This is a genomic window from Allohahella sp. A8 (assembly GCF_047946665.1).
Taxonomy (GTDB): domain Bacteria; phylum Pseudomonadota; class Gammaproteobacteria; order Pseudomonadales; family Oleiphilaceae; genus Allohahella.
This window is the reverse complement of sequence record NZ_CP172312.1, coordinates 4,630,666-4,644,410: the sequence shown is the minus strand read 5'-3', so window position 1 is coordinate 4,644,410 and position 13,745 is coordinate 4,630,666. Positions and strand designations below refer to the sequence as shown.

At 55.4% G+C, this 13,745-nt stretch carries 14 protein-coding genes; 3 read left to right on the top strand and 11 right to left on the bottom strand.

Annotated features, from left to right (window positions below; translation table 11 throughout):
• Nucleotides 1-599: 599 nt before the first annotated feature.
• The 11 genes from ACH3PB_RS20740 to ACH3PB_RS20690 form a co-directional block, all read right to left on the bottom strand.
• Complete coding sequence (locus tag ACH3PB_RS20740) at nucleotides 600-2,315, bottom strand: protein adenylyltransferase SelO (protein ID WP_416397396.1); 1,716 nt, start codon at nucleotides 2,313-2,315, stop codon at nucleotides 600-602.
• Between the two features lie 125 nt (nucleotides 2,316-2,440).
• Nucleotides 2,441-2,677 (bottom strand): type II toxin-antitoxin system Phd/YefM family antitoxin, encoded by a 237-nt coding sequence (locus tag ACH3PB_RS20735; RefSeq protein WP_416397395.1) that lies wholly within the window; start codon nucleotides 2,675-2,677, stop codon nucleotides 2,441-2,443.
• A gap of 235 nt (nucleotides 2,678-2,912) precedes the next feature.
• Nucleotides 2,913-3,170 (bottom strand): hypothetical protein, encoded by a 258-nt coding sequence (locus ACH3PB_RS20730; protein WP_416397394.1) that lies wholly within the window; start codon nucleotides 3,168-3,170, stop codon nucleotides 2,913-2,915.
• A gap of 62 nt (nucleotides 3,171-3,232) precedes the next feature.
• Nucleotides 3,233-3,544, bottom strand: a complete 312-nt coding sequence (locus tag ACH3PB_RS20725) for a helix-turn-helix transcriptional regulator (protein ID WP_416397393.1) — start codon at nucleotides 3,542-3,544, stop codon at nucleotides 3,233-3,235.
• Between the two features lie 100 nt (nucleotides 3,545-3,644).
• Nucleotides 3,645-4,763, bottom strand: a complete 1,119-nt coding sequence (locus tag ACH3PB_RS20720) for an MBL fold metallo-hydrolase (protein ID WP_416397392.1) — start codon at nucleotides 4,761-4,763, stop codon at nucleotides 3,645-3,647.
• Nucleotides 4,760-7,108 carry a molybdopterin cofactor-binding domain-containing protein gene (locus tag ACH3PB_RS20715; RefSeq protein ID WP_416397391.1) on the bottom strand — a complete coding sequence of 783 codons (2,349 nt, stop codon included), beginning with the start codon at nucleotides 7,106-7,108 and terminating at the stop codon, nucleotides 4,760-4,762. Before ACH3PB_RS20715 ends, ACH3PB_RS20720 begins: the two co-directional genes overlap by 4 nt.
• Complete coding sequence (locus tag ACH3PB_RS20710) at nucleotides 7,105-7,572, bottom strand: (2Fe-2S)-binding protein (protein WP_416397390.1); 468 nt, start codon at nucleotides 7,570-7,572, stop codon at nucleotides 7,105-7,107. Before ACH3PB_RS20710 ends, ACH3PB_RS20715 begins: the two co-directional genes overlap by 4 nt.
• A 1-nt stretch (nucleotide 7,573) precedes the next feature.
• Nucleotides 7,574-8,023, bottom strand: coding sequence for a cyclophilin-like fold protein (locus tag ACH3PB_RS20705; protein ID WP_416397389.1), 450 nt, complete (start codon nucleotides 8,021-8,023; stop codon nucleotides 7,574-7,576).
• Nucleotides 8,024-8,029: 6 nt separating this feature from the next.
• The gene (locus ACH3PB_RS20700) at nucleotides 8,030-8,830 is read right to left on the bottom strand and encodes a carboxymuconolactone decarboxylase family protein (RefSeq protein ID WP_416397388.1); all 801 of its coding nucleotides are present in this window, start codon (nucleotides 8,828-8,830) and stop codon (nucleotides 8,030-8,032) included.
• A gap of 14 nt (nucleotides 8,831-8,844) precedes the next feature.
• The gene (locus ACH3PB_RS20695) at nucleotides 8,845-9,345 is read right to left on the bottom strand and encodes a cupin domain-containing protein (protein ID WP_416397387.1); all 501 of its coding nucleotides are present in this window, start codon (nucleotides 9,343-9,345) and stop codon (nucleotides 8,845-8,847) included.
• 137 nt (nucleotides 9,346-9,482) lie between these two features.
• Nucleotides 9,483-10,376, bottom strand: a complete 894-nt coding sequence (locus ACH3PB_RS20690; RefSeq protein ID WP_416397386.1) for a LysR family transcriptional regulator — start codon at nucleotides 10,374-10,376, stop codon at nucleotides 9,483-9,485.
• Between the two features lie 115 nt (nucleotides 10,377-10,491).
• Here ACH3PB_RS20690 and ACH3PB_RS20685 point away from each other — a divergent pair, with 115 nt between their 5' ends.
• The 3 genes from ACH3PB_RS20685 (at nucleotide 10,492) to ACH3PB_RS20675 (ending at nucleotide 13,541) form a co-directional block, all read left to right on the top strand.
• Nucleotides 10,492-11,673 (top strand): MFS transporter, encoded by a 1,182-nt coding sequence (locus tag ACH3PB_RS20685; protein WP_416397385.1) that lies wholly within the window; start codon nucleotides 10,492-10,494, stop codon nucleotides 11,671-11,673.
• A 223-nt stretch (nucleotides 11,674-11,896) separates the two neighbouring features.
• The gene (locus ACH3PB_RS20680) at nucleotides 11,897-12,685 is read left to right on the top strand and encodes a PhzF family phenazine biosynthesis protein (RefSeq protein ID WP_416397384.1); all 789 of its coding nucleotides are present in this window, start codon (nucleotides 11,897-11,899) and stop codon (nucleotides 12,683-12,685) included.
• Between the two features lie 553 nt (nucleotides 12,686-13,238).
• Complete coding sequence (locus ACH3PB_RS20675; RefSeq protein WP_416397383.1) at nucleotides 13,239-13,541, top strand: hypothetical protein; 303 nt, start codon at nucleotides 13,239-13,241, stop codon at nucleotides 13,539-13,541.
• Nucleotides 13,542-13,745 lie beyond the last annotated feature (204 nt).

Here is a 13,745-nt window from a genome sequence, read left to right as displayed (position 1 = left end):
ACCGAGACAGTTAATCACCCTCATCTCAATCCCAAATAAATATGCTCCCCATCTATACAGCCCACCCACCCCTCTTCCTGCTGAAGCCCCACCAACTTCACCAGCCAAGAAGGCGGGTCGCCATGGCACTCACCATTCGCCTCGTCGATGCATTCACGGACGGACTCTTTAAAGCCAATCCAGCCGCAGCAATCGTTCTTGAGCGCTGGCTCAGCAATGAGCTCATACAGTAACTCGCAGAACGCGATCCCGGGCTTGCCCCTGCCGGTAGTACGTTAGTAAAGCGCTCGTGCCGCGATAGTACTTCAGCAGCGCTCCTCATCTCTCTGATCGTGCACTATTTGCGCAGAGCGTACCTGAGATGGGGGCAGCGAAGCAAAAGCTGCTCATCCAGCAGGTATCCTCTAGCACGGACGATTCGCTGAGGCCTTAGAGCGATGGTACCTGCTGTAACTATCTGATACTGACCGAACCTGTGGTGGATTGATTTGAGGTCGGTTTCAGGTCATCTCGAAAGGACGCACGCAAGTGGGTGCCGGACTTGGCGGTACCTGCATTAGTGTAGTGAGCTTGAGCGGGCGTCTTGAAACGACCGCCCGTCACGACGAACAGCTATAGTGAGACGACCCACCAAGCTCAAAAAGCGCCGACGGCTTCAGCCTGTAGTATTTCTCCGCTACGTCCTCCGATTGCTCGGCGTATGGCTGCGTCATCACCTCTTGCAGTTCTCGCAGCAAGGCGTAATTACCTGCCGCCGCTTGCTGATAAGCAGGCACAACGAACCACTCCCTCAGGCTGTACTTCGGGTTGATAAGCTTCATCTGACTGGACAGCTGCTCACGCGTGCCAGGTCGAGTGTGCGACTTCCATTTTGCGAGCCACGCTGACCAGCGCTGGTCCAGCCCTTCGGGGTCTGAAGCACAGGACAGGCCCTTGTAGAAGCTCTTCTCGAGGGGCCCGATGTCGTCGGGCAAGTGCGACAGCTCTCGGAAGAACATGGTGTAGTCGACGCGCGTTTCCACCATCAGCGATGCCAGCTCGCGGAACAAATCCGCATCAAAAGCATCAAGTCCGAGTTTGGCCGCCCACATCTGCTCCATTTGGGCTTGCATCACCTTGGGGAAATCACTATGAATCTCCTCCAACTGCCGCAGACAGTCTGGATGCCCTGCCAACAAGGGTCGAACCGCCGAACAAAACGAGCCGAAGTTGCGTTCTGCCGCTGCTGGCTGATTGAAGAACGCAAAGTGCTGCCCGCCACCGGTCCATGGTTGGTACTGCGGATCAAACACATCGCAGAATCCGAAGGGTCCATAGTCGAGGGTAAAGCCGCCCGCCGCACAATTGTCGCTGTTGAAGTTACCCTGGCAGTAGCCCACACGGATCCAGTTCGCTATAAGCGAGGTCAGTCGGTTGCGGAACTCACCTGCAAGCACCACCACTTTTTCGGCGGTGGCCAGTGACTTGTCGATAGCGTCACCGTACTCACGATCGATCAGGTGCAGGACAAGCTTCTCGAGCTCCGCCATCGCCTGCGGGTGCTCCTGCTTGCGGGCGCGGCGACCAAAGAGCTCGAGCTGCCCTACCCGAATGAACGACGGCGCGACACGGGTAGAGATGGCAACGGGATCGGACACCATCACATCCGGATCTACTGAGCGTGAGCCCTCTGAATACCATGGGCGCCGGACTTTCTCGGTAAGCGACACGTACAGGCTCAGGGACCGTGACGTGGGCACGCCGAGCGCGTGCATGTGCTCCTGGGCCAGGAACTCCCGCACACTGGACCGCAGAACGGCCCGGCCGTCCCCGCCGCGGCAGTAGGGTGTTCGCCCTGCCCCTTTCAACTGCATTTCCCAGCGTTGACCGTTGATGACGGCTTCCAGCACAGATATCGCGCGACCGTCGCCGTAGCCATTGCCGGTCTGGAACGGGCATTGCTGGTAGAACTCGGTGCCGTAGATAGAGAGCGCGTAGCCAGTCGCCCACCCGACCTTGCGCAGAGGCTCCGGAACCCGAGATAAGTCGCCGGAGAACATACGGACAAAGTCGTCTGACTGCGCCAGGCTGTCGGCGAAACCCAGTTCGTGAAACAGATTTTTCCCATGCGCGACGTATTCGGGGTTTTCCAGAGGCGTGGGACTCACCGGCACATAATGCCCCGAATAGACTTGTCTTGGCGCGTGGTCGACGCCGCTTGCTCTCCCCTCAGGATCGCTGTTGAGCGTGTCCATGAGTGAATAGTCTGCCAACTGTGCGAGATCGCCGAGGGTCGCTACAGTGGTGGGCGTTTCCCGGTGACGTCGCGTTGTCATGGGGGCTCCTCATGGGTTGGTGATGATGGGCAATAGTGTGAGTGTGCATCAAGTTAGAGGTTGTACGTGAGGAGACGCAGAACGTGTCGTCCTGGACCGCCGTGGCCTGCTTTATCAGGGTCGGCTCAATAGCGTTCCTCGTCTCTCAGACCCCGAACTGTTTGTGCAGAGCATTCCTGAGATGGGGGCAGCGAAGCCCGGAGCTTTGAGCGATCTGGAAACTGCACGCTTTCCGGAGCCGCAGCGATCAAACGTGCAGCCGGTTTGCCGTGGCGAAGGATAATAAACTCCTCGCCAGTCGCTACGTCGTCCAACAAACTGGGAAGTCTCTCCTGTGCGTCCCGGACACTGATCCGTTGCATAACCTGAACCTCAATGCATACACAATAGTCATACCACTGCCAGAGCCGTCGAACAGATCTACCGTTAAAAGAACAGGCTTGGGCTGATATGGAAACGATCAGACAAAGCCTTGATGTGATTTTTGTTGAGGCTACGCTCACCAGAAAGAACTCGAGATACCATAGACTTCGACCCGATCTCAGGGAGGTCGGCAGTACCCAAGTTATGTTGATCCATCAAGAGGCGAAGCATTGCCTACTCAGATGGCTGAGCCATGGCGCGCTGTTCAAATGCTGCAAGCTCGGGAACTTTGTTCTCGTAAGATTCGATGGCTCGGCTGAGCAATTCGATGACACCATTGAGCGGGTCGTCCTGGGAGTCCTCAGCTTCTTCCAGAAAAGACTCGATCAGCTCCAGAGCTTCTTCATAATGGTGCTCATCCATGATATGCAGATAGGGAGCCGCAACTTGAGCGAAGCTGTGGCAAGCATCTTTGAATGCAACGGCTGTCATTTCAGTTCTCCTCTTGCATAGCGTTTGCATAATTTGCGTAGGCGGCTGAGCGCCAGAGCGCCTCACGTGTCGTCTCCCAACAGACCCCGCCAAGGGTCGTCTGCGAAAAACGGTGTTGCCTCAGCAACCTGACTCGTTTCGCGTGTCCTCTTCTCGAGTAGTGCTTGTACTGCATCAAGATGCTCGTCAGGTATGAGCAACAGTGAACTATTCAGCCCCTTGGCAATAAGCTCAAGCGTATCCAGCCGCGGGTTGCCCTGGCTCTCTAGACGCTGATACTGCTGTCGAGATATACCCACCCGCAGATACATATCCGCCTGGCGGAGACCTAGCGCTTTTCGTCGGCGCTTGATCGCAGCTAGAAGGGCTCGCATGAGGTCACCATATAAGTTGCTTTTTAATTTACAAGCAACATTTTAGTTGCTATTCGCAAATAAAAGCAACTTTTATGCTTCTTCATGCGGCACTAACCTCTCAATTCGCACCAGACAGTGTTTCCCACCAGCGAGCTGGAGGCGCTGGGTCTGGGCTTTGTATCTTCACTGGCTGGCCTATGAGCGGAGTCGATAAAAGCCAATCTTTCCCACGACTGGCAGCCATCAGACGTTTGAAAGGGTCATCCCAGCTATGGAAGGCGATCGAAAACTTGCCAATGTGAGCAGGTATCAACACTTTGGCATTCAGATCCTCCATTGCTTGCGCTGCATCCTCGGGCATCATGTGAACATGCCTCCATTGCTCGTCGTATTGCCCAGAATCAAGCAACGCCAGGTCAAAGCCGCCAAACCGCTCACCGATGGCTTTGAAATGGCTACCGTAGCCGCTGTCTCCGCTGAAGAAGACTTTGCTGTTACTTGACTCGAGTGCAAAACTCACCCAGAGGCTCTGGTTCTTCACCAGCCCGCGGCCTGAATAATGGCGAGCCGGCAGAACATGGAGCGCGAGATCATCATCGACATTGAAGGTGGTCTCCCATTCAGCCTCATTGATCTGATCTTCTCTGAAGCCCCACGCTCGAAAATGTTCTCCAACGCCGATGCCGACTATGACCTCGTCAATGCGATCTTTCAGAGCCAGCATCGTCGGGTAATCCAGGTGATCCCAGTGGTCATGGGAAATCAGCAGGTAATCTACATCTGGAATATCATGGGCGTCGAAAGGGCTTGAACCCTTGAAGGCCTCATTCGTCATGGGCACAGGCGAGGCGTTCTTGCTCAACACCGGATCGATCAGGATTCTCTTGCCAGCAAGCTGGATAAAAAAGGACGAATGGCCCAGCCAGACAACGACATCTGTATCTCGATCCAGGCTATGCAGATCAGTGACAACCACCGGCACACTGCCTGGCGGGGTCTTGCCCTCAGTGGTCGCCAGCAGCATATCGATCCAGCCCTTTTGTTCACCCGCATCAAGTGTCGGCTCAGGGTTCGGTTGAAGGTTCTGGAACTGCCCGTCAATGTAGTTAGACGATTTGCTCAATCTCTCTGCGCTCGAAATGGCTCCGAACATCGGCAGCTGGAGAAAGGCGTACCCGCTGATGCCCAGTGAAGCGACGAGCACACCTGTGACGCCGAAGAATTTTTTCAATGTCATACCAGCTGGTCACCAACCGGAAGACGCCGAATTCGTTTCCCCGTCGCGGCAAAAATGGCATTGCAGAGCGCAGGAGCCATCGGTGGAAGGCCAGGCTCCCCCACGCCGCCCATCGCTATTTCCGGATCGTCGTTGATCAGGTGCACCCGTATCACGCGGGGCGCATGGCGCATGCGAGCCAGCTCATACTGGTGGAAGTTATCCTGCTGAACACGGCCTTCGGAAAAAGTGATTTCGTTCTGTAATGCAATACCGATTCCCATCACGCAGGAGCCCTCCATCTGCGAGCGTATGCGTTCCGGGTTGACTTGCGGGCCGCAGTCGAAGGCAATGTCCGCGCTGTGGATGATGACTTCGCCGCCGTCTCTGACCTCGACATCGAATACGACCGCCGTATAGGCGACGAAACTATGGTGCACGGCCAGACCGAGACCGCGCCCTTTCGGCAGTTTTTTGCCCCAACCGGCTTCAGCGGTTGCTTTCTTCACGACTTCTCGAAGGCGGCCAACATCGATGGGATAAAGGTCTGGATTCTCGCCGTAGTTCCACTCTTCGTTGATCGAACGAGGATCGATCTGCCTGGCGGGGCCGAGCAGCTCCAGCAGATAGTCTCTGTGGTCTCGACCCGCTGCTGCAGCCATTTCGGCAGCGAAGCTCTGAATAGCAAAGGCGTGCGGTAAATTGTAAACCGCCCGGAACCAGCCAATGCGCACATGAGCCGGAGCCGGCGGGTTTTCGAGCTGAACAGCCGGTATGTTGAACGGCAATGTCCTGAACCCCATTCCCAGCTCAAACTGAGCTTTCTCCTTGATCCCCTTTTCAAACAGCGAGCTGATGCTGGGTGATAGCGTTCGGTGACGCCAGCCAATGGCTTTGCCCTTGTCATCAAGGCCAGCTTCGAGGCGATCTACCGACAGCGCGTGGAAGTAAGAGTGATGCAGGTCATCTTCACGGGTCCATTGCACGCGAACGGCGCGTCCTGGGAAAGCCTTTGCGAGGTCTATCGCTTCAAATGCGAAATCTGGTTTGGATTTGCGCCCGAAACCACCACCGAGCAGCGTGACATGCACCGTCACCGCATCAGGCTTCAGGTTGAGACGTTGGGCAATGCTCTCGCGAGCCGCGTGCGGATTCTGCAGCGGCGCCCAGACTTCAGCACGGCCATCAGAGACGCGTGCGATGGCGACAGGTGGCTCCATTGGCGCCTGTGCCATGTGTGGCATGTAGTAGACTGCCTCAACCCGGGTTTTAGCTTTGCTAAGGGCTGCTTCGATATCGCCCTCTGAGCGGATGACTTCTCCGGGCGTTTTGGAGCGCTCGATCAACTTCTCGGTGAACGCACTGGTATCATAATCGGCGTTGTCGCCAGCGGGACCATTATCCCATTCTATCTTCAACGCGGCGCGCCCCTGGATGGCCGCCCAGGTGTTCTCCGCCACAACAGCGACCCCGCCCAGCGGCTCGAACCCGCCAGGCTCCTTGATGCCGTCGAACGTGCGTATATCCACAACCCCAGGCACCTTCATGGCTTCAGACTTATCGAGACTGCCAACCTTGGCGCCATACACTGGGGGACGGGCGAACACGGCGTACAGCATGTTCTCGAAACCAACGTCCGCACCGAATATTGCCTTTCCGGACACAATATCGCGGCCGTCTATCGCCAGCGGACGTTGTACCTTGTCACCGGTCACGTCTCCATGAGGGCCGTATTGTTTTCCGATATAGCGGAAATCCTCTTTCGACTTGAGCTTGAGCGATGCGCGGTTCGGCACGGGAAGCTCGCGCGCAGCCTGTGCAAGCGCGCCGAAGCCAAGTTCTCTTCCTGATGGTTTGTGCACGACCACGTGCACGCCGGCCTGACACTCATCCTCAGGTACATCCCACTGCTGTGCAGCAGCCTGTTCCAGCATTGTTCGCGCCCCCGCGGCAGCGCGCCGGAACGGTTCAAACCAATGGCGCATACTGCGCGAACCGTCGGTATTCTGATCGCCATATTTTTCGTGGTTGCCTGGCGCCTGTTCAACGTTTACCCGTTGCCAGTCAGCTCCGAGCTCATCGGCAGCGACCATGGCCAGGCTGGTACGAATGCCCTGTCCCATTTCAGCCCGGTGGTTGATGATGGTCACCAGGCCGTCTTCATCAATGCGGATGAAAACGTTCGGATCATCCACCCAGCCACCAGGCATGGCGTCAGCGCCCCAAGGTTTGGGCTGGTCTTCCTCCTCGCCGAAAGCGAAATCCCATTTGGCAGCAAGCACCAGGGCTGTGCCGGCCGCCAGGCCTTTCAGGACACTTCGACGACTCACATTTTCCAGAATCATGTTATCGACCGGGCTTTTCATACCTGATCCTCCCCTGCGCCGGCAACACGGTGAATGGCCTGGCGTATCCGTGTGTAGGTGCCGCAACGGCACAGGTTGCCACTCATGGCCTCGTCAATCTGCTCGTCGCTGGGATTGGCGTTTTGCTTCAGAAGTCCGGTAGCCGTCATGATCTGGCCGCCCTGACAGAATCCACACTGAGCTACGCCCAGATCGAGCCAGGCTTCCTGCACCTGTTTGCCGACAGGATCCGCCTCGATCGCTTCTATGGTTGTCACAGACTTGCCGGCGGCGCTTGCAACAGGGGTGACACAGGCACGCGTGACCTGGCCGTCCACATGCACCGTGCAAGCGCCGCACATGGAAATGCCACAGCCAAATTTGGTTCCGGTGAGTTTTACGACGTCTCGCAGTGCCCAAAGGAGAGGCAGGTCGGCTGGCACGTCCAGCTCATGCTTTTTACCGTTTATTGTTAGATTTATCATGCTATCTCCTATCGCCGTCGTTATTGGTGAACGTGATCCGCGCAGTACCTGTACCGAGAGCTTGCGCGAGATCACTGGGGTCCTCCACGCGTCCGATACGTGTGTACGAATAAGATGACTCGAAGGTCAGATAAAACAGGACAAGCGTTCGTGATCCGTACAGCATGAGATCACCGTTGCGAATCGTTCCGGGCCTGCTGGCGTTTGTGGGCAGTGACTTTGCCAACTCTGCATGCTTCTCGTTGTTGTTGAGGTCGGGCATCTCGATCGAGAGCGGCAACATCGCGGCGAACTCGTTGGCGGCCTCGGTGTCGGCCAGGGTGACAGCGAAGCGGCGTTCGCCGATGGTCATCCACATACGAGAGTCCTCCGATTGGACAGTGGCCGCCGCCCCGCCCAAAACGAGGCCGCAAAGCAGGCTTGGCACGACTATCTTAAGTACGTGCTTCATAGCTTGTTATCCAGGTGAGCGTTGCGTCCATACTTCTTTTGCAACGGGTAACGCCGAAAACACATTGGGCCAGCCCGCGTAAAAAGCCAGGTGCGTGAGCACTTCAGAGACCTGTGGTTTTGTCAGACCATTGTCCATCGCCTTGCTCAGATGGAACGAAATCTGCTCAACTTTGCCTGAGGCAATAAGCGCACTTACCGTGATCAGACTCCGGTCCCTTGGTGCAAGCCCCGGTCGTAGCCAGAGATCCAGGAAAAGCGCCTCCGTTGTGTAATGCACTACACCGGGCGAGACCTCTGCGTATGTTTCTTCCACAAAGCGTTGACGCTTGGCCTCGGCATCTTTATCAAGTGGCAGCAATGTTGGCGTTTTCGACGGTAGCTGCTCGGGTTTAACACCCCTTGCCTTGAAGATACCGCTTGTGACGACCACTGCGGACATTGCGTTGCCCCAACCAGCGTAGAAAGCCAAATGGGTAATCGTTTCGGAAATTTCCGTTGGCGTCACACCATTATCGAAGGCAAGGTTGATATAGAAGGGCATGTCAGTAACGTGGTTTTGTGCAATCAAAGCGGCGACGGTCACTATGCTCCGGTCGCGTTTTGATAGGCCCTTTCGATTCCAGACTTCTTGCAGCAGGAGGTCTTCGGTGTAGGCCGCCAGCGCTGGTGAAACGGAGGCGATCTGCTCCATTGAGGGCGACGCATTGGGTGAGCTCACGACCTGAGATTTCGCCGGCTCTTCTGCCGTCGCCGTGCCCCAGATACCCAGCGCAAGAAACAAGCATATTTTCAGGAAGGTGTTCATTTTCTCTCTCCGGCCTACTGGGCAGTCGAATCGAGAGAGGCGCCAAGGTATTCCTGATCGGTCACTTGCTCCATCCACTCCACATTTTTCCCATCTTTCAGCTCCTGAATAGCGGTGTGCGTCATGGCAAACTTTGCTGACCCACCGTGCCAGTGCTTGACACCGGGCGGGGTCGATACGACATCACCGACCTTGATTACGATTTTCTTGCCGCCCTCTTGCTGTACCCAACCGATGCCATCGGTCACGATCAAGGTCTGTCCAAGCGGATGGCTATGCCATGCGGATCTGGCCCCAGGGCTGAAACTCACCCTCGCGACAGTGACGCGCGAAGGTTCCTTCGGCATGGCCTGTATGATCACACTGACGGAGCCGGTGAAAAACTCGGCAGGTCCTTCGGAGGTCGTTTGAGATTCAAGGGGAACGACAACCATTTCTGACCGAGCGTTTTCCGCTATTGCGGGGATTGAGACCAGTGCTGTAATGAATGCAGTGGCGGCTAATATCTTCTTCATGACGGTTGCTCCTGAGGCGGCGTAAGCGTCATAGTCGCGCGATTGGCAACAGATGATTAGTGCGTCATGACTGAATGATGTTGTGAGAAGAATTCACAAATGAAGCTGTGGGGTTCGTTTGCTGGGCTTGGAGCGCGTTAGCCGGGATAACGCATGGCATCAACAAAGGCTGAAAACGCGGGAGAGGTTTGTCGTCGGTTCGGGTAGTACAAGTGGAAGCCCTGAAAGTAAGGACACCAGTCGGCCAGGACTTCTTTAAGCCGGCCATCCGCAATATAAGGCGCCGCCAAAGCTTCGGGAACGTAGGCCAGGCCGATCCCATCTATCGCACCATTCATCATATGCATGATGCTGTTGAATATTAATTGCCCCTCGCATTTGACCGTAAATTCCAGGCCGTCCTTTTCAAATTCCCAGGCATAAACTGCACCTGAAGGCCGATGCCTGATATTCACGCAGGCATGTTCAGTCAGCTCATGCGGAGTCTCTGGCGGTGGACATTGCGCAAAATAAGCGGGTGAACCCACCACGGCCAAACGCCAATCCGGGCTGATCCGCGCGGCGATCATATCTTTGCTGATCGCTTCGCCCAGGCGTATTCCCGCATCAAACCGCTCTTCGACAACATTGGTAAAGCCATAGTCCACGAACAGCTCAAGCGTGATGTCCGGATAAGTCTTCAGGAACTCGGCAAGCTTTGGGCGCAAGTAGAGTTCGATGGCATCGTCAGAACAAGTGATGCGAATCGTACCGGCAGGTTTGTCACGCAACTCGCCCAAGGCCTCTACTTCTACGGCGATCTGATCGAACAGCGGCGCAATCGAGCGCATCAAACGTTCGCCCGCTTCGGTCGGTGACACATTGCGCGTGGTGCGCGCGAGCAGGCGAATACCGAGCCGTTCTTCCAAAGCCTTCATGCTATGGCTAAGCGCGGACGGTGTAACCCCCAGCCTTGCCGCTGCCTTGGTAAAGCTTTGATCGCGCGCTACCGCTACAAAGGCTTGCAGGCCATCTATTTTGCTGGTCGCCATAAATGAACTCCGCTCACAAGTACATGAAGATTACACATACTAATAAAACCTGCATGGATTCATCATCATGTATTCGTCCCTAATTTCCAACTTCCGGAACAACACTTGAATTTGTATGACTGCTACCAATGAAACAGCGCCCGCTCACTGGAGCGGCGTGTTCGCAATGAGCCTGTGCGTGTTCACGCTCATTGCATCGGAGTTTATGCCCGTAAGTTTGCTTACGCCGATTGCAAGTGATCTTCAGGTGAGCGAAGGGTTGGTGGGCTACGGTATCGCAATCTCCGGTTTTTTTGCGGTGCTTGCCAGCCTTTCGATTTCCTCGATTGCGAGGACGATGAACCGGAAAACCCTATTGCTGCTACTGACTGCACTTATGGGAGTGTCCGGTTTAATCGTCGGTTTCGCTTCTGGTTATGTCACTTACATGCTTGGCCGCGCATTAATCGGTGTTGTTGTCGGTGGATTCTGGTCCATATCAGCAGCGACCGCCATGCGATTAGTGCCGCCCCACTCCGTACCCAAAGCCTTGGCAATTTTTAACGGTGGCAATGCGCTGGCCACTGTAGTGGCGGCGCCACTAGGCAGTTATCTGGGCGCTATAATCGGATGGCGCGGCGCGTTCTTATGCCTCGTGCCCGCTGCCTTGATTGCGTTGCTTTGGCAATGGATCAGTTTACCGTCCTTGGAGACCCGGCCTCGTACGGCCGGATCCGGCAATGTTTTGAAATTGTTTAAAAGCCGATTGGTAGCATTCGGTATGTTAGCCGTCGGCGCCTTCTTTATGGGACAATTCGTCTTGTTTACCTATGTGCGGCCTTTTCTGGAAACAGCCACTCAAGTGGATGTTTCGACTTTATCGATGATTTTATTAGCCATGGGCATCGCCGGTCTGATCGGCACGGCAATGATTGGCTCTTTTTTAAAGACGGGCATTTACCGCACCCTGATAACTATGCCGCTACTGATGGCTGCTATTGCGCTTGCGCTCATACTCGTCGGCAGCTCGGTCTTCGCAGTTTTTGGACTACTTGCAGTATGGGGATTAGTAGCCACAGCGGCACCGGTCGGCTGGTGGACGTGGCTGGCAACGTCCCTACCGGATAATGCCGAAGCAGGCGGCGGACTCATGGTAGCGGTGATACAACTTTGCATCGCACTCGGCTCAACCATAGGAGGCATGCTGTATGACGGCAGTGGCTATCCCGCTACTTTTGCCGTAAGTGCCGCCTTGCTCGTAGTCGCCAGTGTTCTTGCGTTGTGCACGGCACGTGCAGAGCCGGCAGGGGGTATTTAAATCCCCCTAATCCAGTACACACCTCCCGAGAATTCGACCGGCCTTCTCACGGCTCAAAGCTGTGAGCCGGTTCTGGTATCACCACTATTTGGCACTTCGAGACCAGAACAGATCCTCACTCTCATCTCAATTCCCACCAAAAATACACCCCATCTGTACAGCCCACCTCAACCCTCTTCCTGCTAAAGTCCCACTAACTTCACCAGCAAGGAGGCGGGCCGTCATGGCACTCACCGTACACGTCGTCGCTGCATTCACGGACACACTCTTCAAGGGCAATCCAGCCGCAATCATCATCCTGGAGAGCTGGCTCAGCGATGAGCTCATGCAGTCCATTGCAATAGAAAACAATCTCTCCGAAACGGCGTATGTCGTGAAGTCAGGCGCTGAATACGACATCCGTTGGTTCTCGCCTATCATGGAGATCGCGTTCTGTGGTCACGCGACCCTGGCGGCGGCATCAGTGTTGTTCGGCCTTGATCCCGACCTCCAGTCTGTGACTTTCAGAGCTAAAGCTGTGGGTCAGATCGCGGCAAATAAACTCCCCGAGGGTTTCATTGCCATGGATTTTCCTAACCGAAAGCCGGGTCGTCTTGATGACCTCCCAGAAGCACTGTTGGCTGGCCTGTCGATGAGGCCCCAGGAAGTTTACGTGAGCGATCAGGCCTATTTCGCCGTCTACGAACATGAAGAAGATGTCTTGAACATCAGTCAGGACGTCGAGCAAATTAAACGCCTATACCCTCGGGACGTCATCGTCACCGCGCCAGGCGAGACCACTGATTTTGTCTCTCGTTACTTCTGGCCCGCATCAGGGGGTGAAGAAGACCCCGTCACAGGGTCAGCTCACGCGGGGCTTGCGCCCTTGTGGGCAGACAAGCTGGGACGGGCCGAGCTGACGGCGTTTCAGGCGTCGAAGCGTGGTGGCCATCTGCGGTGCCGCGTTGAGGGGGAACGCGTCGTGGTAGCTGGACAGACGGTGAAGTATCTTGAGGGCGTGATCTTTATTTAGCTCAGGAGGAATTGACCTCAAGGGTATGGTTAAATTCGTCGAATGGCGGGTTGGTGGATACTAGAGCAAGGCATTTGACCCGCGCTTTTGGAAGCTGCCCGCTATGAAGCGTTTGTAAGGCAGCGGTTGGCAGACAAAGCTGGTCTTCTTCCCCCAGAAGAGAGCGGCACTTCGTCTGCTGTATAGCGGAAGCAAAGTTTTAGATGATGGGGTTGCCTTGAAGCGTCTCTGCGAGTGTGGAGCGTCTATCCACGATAACTCTAATTATCAGGAGAACAAGGCCCTTTTCGTTCCCGACGAATCTTGGGAAGCGATGCATGAGGCTATTGGTGCTGGCGCCTTCTCATGGGACGCTGCGATGAAAGTGGTGAGGCGTATGTATAAGTGCTACGAGTGCTCCAGGATCTATATAGAGAACCGCAGCGGCGACTTCAATGCGTTCACACCAGAGAGATGTCAAATTCGGCATCCTCAAAGAGAGGTGAAAAATACGTGCCTGGCGCAAGACTTCTACCCCCTTCGGGAATGCTTCGAATATGCCTGAGATTGCATCATGAAGCTTCGTTACTTCTTTGACCCCGGGTCAGGCGTCTGCCTGTGGGCTTCGGATGAGGAAGCAAGAGACGCTTTCGGCTACTCGGTTGAGTTGGAAAGACTTCCGCTGCCAGAAAGGCTCATCACAGCGGGTTGTGAGCTTATTACCTGGTTTAATACGAGCATCGACTGGGACTATCCACCCAATCCATCTCCCTGGTCTCCAGCAGAGCGAACCAAATTCATGGCAGCAAGTGATGCTTTTTACTCAAGGTTGGTCGCTGCGTTAGGAACAGAATATGAGTTGGCCAATGAGGCTTAAACATGAGGATTCCGTGCGCCGCGATGTCTTCACTTCGTGGATGGCTGGCCGAGCTTGGAAGCAATGTGCAGCATTCTGGCTTCCGCGAATCTTGCTCTCGAGGTAGGTCAGTACTCTATCCGAATAAAAAAGTTTGAGCATTTTGTGTTCCGTGAGTACGGGGGTGAAATAGGGCCGCCATGTATCACCGCTGACGCTGAAACC

Coding starts and splice junctions, on each gene's coding strand:
- ACH3PB_RS20740 (WP_416397396.1), bottom strand. CDS start 2,315: ATGACAACGCGACGTCACCGGGAAACGCCCACCACTGTAGCGACCCTC.
- ACH3PB_RS20735 (WP_416397395.1), bottom strand. CDS start 2,677: ATGCAACGGATCAGTGTCCGGGACGCACAGGAGAGACTTCCCAGTTTG.
- ACH3PB_RS20730 (WP_416397394.1), bottom strand. CDS start 3,170: ATGACAGCCGTTGCATTCAAAGATGCTTGCCACAGCTTCGCTCAAGTT.
- ACH3PB_RS20725 (WP_416397393.1), bottom strand. CDS start 3,544: ATGCGAGCCCTTCTAGCTGCGATCAAGCGCCGACGAAAAGCGCTAGGT.
- ACH3PB_RS20720 (WP_416397392.1), bottom strand. CDS start 4,763: ATGACATTGAAAAAATTCTTCGGCGTCACAGGTGTGCTCGTCGCTTCA.
- ACH3PB_RS20715 (WP_416397391.1), bottom strand. CDS start 7,108: ATGAAAAGCCCGGTCGATAACATGATTCTGGAAAATGTGAGTCGTCGA.
- ACH3PB_RS20710 (WP_416397390.1), bottom strand. CDS start 7,572: ATGATAAATCTAACAATAAACGGTAAAAAGCATGAGCTGGACGTGCCA.
- ACH3PB_RS20705 (WP_416397389.1), bottom strand. CDS start 8,023: ATGAAGCACGTACTTAAGATAGTCGTGCCAAGCCTGCTTTGCGGCCTC.
- ACH3PB_RS20700 (WP_416397388.1), bottom strand. CDS start 8,830: ATGAACACCTTCCTGAAAATATGCTTGTTTCTTGCGCTGGGTATCTGG.
- ACH3PB_RS20695 (WP_416397387.1), bottom strand. CDS start 9,345: ATGAAGAAGATATTAGCCGCCACTGCATTCATTACAGCACTGGTCTCA.
- ACH3PB_RS20690 (WP_416397386.1), bottom strand. CDS start 10,376: ATGGCGACCAGCAAAATAGATGGCCTGCAAGCCTTTGTAGCGGTAGCG.
- ACH3PB_RS20685 (WP_416397385.1), top strand. CDS start 10,492: ATGACTGCTACCAATGAAACAGCGCCCGCTCACTGGAGCGGCGTGTTC.
- ACH3PB_RS20680 (WP_416397384.1), top strand. CDS start 11,897: ATGGCACTCACCGTACACGTCGTCGCTGCATTCACGGACACACTCTTC.
- ACH3PB_RS20675 (WP_416397383.1), top strand. CDS start 13,239: ATGAAGCTTCGTTACTTCTTTGACCCCGGGTCAGGCGTCTGCCTGTGG.